The organism is Geomonas sp. Red276 (assembly GCF_054784495.1).
In genome coordinates this window covers 1-1,926 of the sequence record NZ_BLXW01000085.1, presented here as the reverse complement: position 1 = coordinate 1,926, position 1,926 = coordinate 1, and the positions used below count along the sequence as shown (strand labels likewise).

Sequence of the window (1,926 nt, the reverse complement as noted above, 5' to 3'; positions counted from 1 at the left end):
CAAGCCGTTTACCGATCGTGTTGATTTTTAGCAGAAGCCCCCAGGCCTCCATTAGGACAAGCCTGGGGGCTTCTCTTTTATCTAATCGCCCTCAAAGGTCAGAATTTCTGTGAGTCTGACTTTTCCCTTTGCCAGCCCCAAACGCATAGCTGGCGTCTTCTTGTCATTTCCTACCTCCAAATAATTGTAGTGTACGCGGTAGATGTCCAGGAGCATCGCCGCCACCTCAGGATCATAGGCATTGCGCTGGTACCACACTCGGCCGGCATTGCTAGCCGAGCTCGGCGCCCTCGCCAGCAGGGATAGGCTGTTACGTACCTGGGCAAAGAAACGGTCGATCCCGTGCAAACTGGCCTTATCCATCAGGGCGGCTAGGTGGCCATCGTCGTAATCGTTGAAATCAGTAAGGTGGCAAACCTTCTTCTCTGGTTCGCTCTTGATCCGGGTCAGGACATTGACCCACATATCCCGCCACGGCCCCATAGGTGTTCGCTTGCGAATGGCTCGGGCGATGTGTATACGCCGAAGCGATGTGGTCGTGAGGTCGTATGGATACTCCTCGGCGAGTTTCTGGATCTCGCGGTCGACGTCGCGCATCGCCCGTTCCTTCTCGTCGTTGGTCATGGTCTTGTTGATGCTGACATAGAACGCGTCGCACTCTCTGGCTAGGATACGTTCATGGAAGGCAGCCAGGCATGCGGCACGGATGCCAGATTCTTGGTCAAGAAAGAACCTAAGCTTGCGGGTATGCCGCAGTAGGTCCCGGAGGAAATAGAAATGGCCGTAGAGGGTATATTCAGCATGCACCTGCATTCCCTTGACGGGAAAGCGGGTGTATTCGGCCGGGAGATCGCAAGCCTCGACATCCGTCCGGGTGACCGCTTCCCGGTAGATCTGAGCGATAGACTGCTGAAGGCTCTGAAAGCCCTCGTCTTGACGGATCCCCGCAGTACGGAGCTTCTCGACCACGGCCGGTGCATACTCGCCAAGGAGCCACAATCGAGCGTGGCGCCGGAAGGGTGCCTTCAAGTCGTAATCGCCGTCCCTGACAGCCTCCGCTTCGACTACCTCGGGCTTGAGAGAGGGGTCATAGTTTAGGTGGATGGCGAAAACATAGCTGGAGTCGTTGTCGGCGGCCCCCACGGCCTGGAACTGGGTCTGCCGCTTGTCCTTCCGGTTGGTCCAGTTAATCAGGTGGTCCTGCCGGTCGACCGACAGGTAGAGCTTCTCCAACCGCACCTCGCCAGTCAAAAGCCGCCGTTCGCGCCGGGCCACGAATGCCATCGCTTGACTGTGAATGAAGCGAATCTTGTCATAGAGTGTTTTCTGGCTAATCTCAGCGATTTTGCAGATTCGCCGCATCGGCACCGAATTAACCAGCATGTTGTAGACTTCAGAGTTCTTGTGCGGTAACTGGTGATTTTTAGCTGGCTTGTTGACGTTGACCGAGAAGGTTTTTCTACAGAGGAGGCAGCGAAAGCGTGGCGAACCAGCAGCCGTGGTGCCAAACGACTGGTAGCTCCCCTTTTTTTGGCTGATGCCTACGCCCCGGTTCGGGCAGGATTCACCGGGGCAGGACGGTTCCTGGATAGCAAGGTAAGCAGCCATCCGCTCCCGCTCCTCGTTCACTCCTAGATTGCTCTTGAGTGGCGGGGATTCATTGCAACGCAGGCAGGTAATAGCAGGAATTGAGACAGGGCCACCGTGGGTGCTCCCACATATCCTGTAGTTGTCACGGCCTCGTTCTCCAGCACCGGGGCCTCTAGGTTGTTTCTCTGAACTGGCGGGGACCCCGAAGTTTAAGCAGTTCGGATTCTTGCAGAAGTTGACTTGGATGCCAGCGGCTTCCAACGGGATACGCGGTGGCCCCTCTCCGTTTGTAGAAACAGACATAACAAAACCCCCCTAGCCGCTTAGACTAGGGGG

General features: G+C 56.3%; 1 protein-coding gene. It reads right to left on the bottom strand.

All coding sequences use genetic code 11. The annotated features are described in order from the left end of the window. Nucleotides 1-81: 81 nt before the first annotated feature. The gene (locus ACYVL5_RS23515) at nucleotides 82-1,608 is read right to left on the bottom strand and encodes a transposase (protein ID WP_460597979.1); all 1,527 of its coding nucleotides are present in this window, start codon (nucleotides 1,606-1,608) and stop codon (nucleotides 82-84) included. Nucleotides 1,609-1,926: the final 318 nt, after the last annotated feature.

Coding starts and splice junctions, on each gene's coding strand:
- ACYVL5_RS23515 (WP_460597979.1), bottom strand. CDS start 1,608: ATGGCTGCTTACCTTGCTATCCAGGAACCGTCCTGCCCCGGTGAATCC.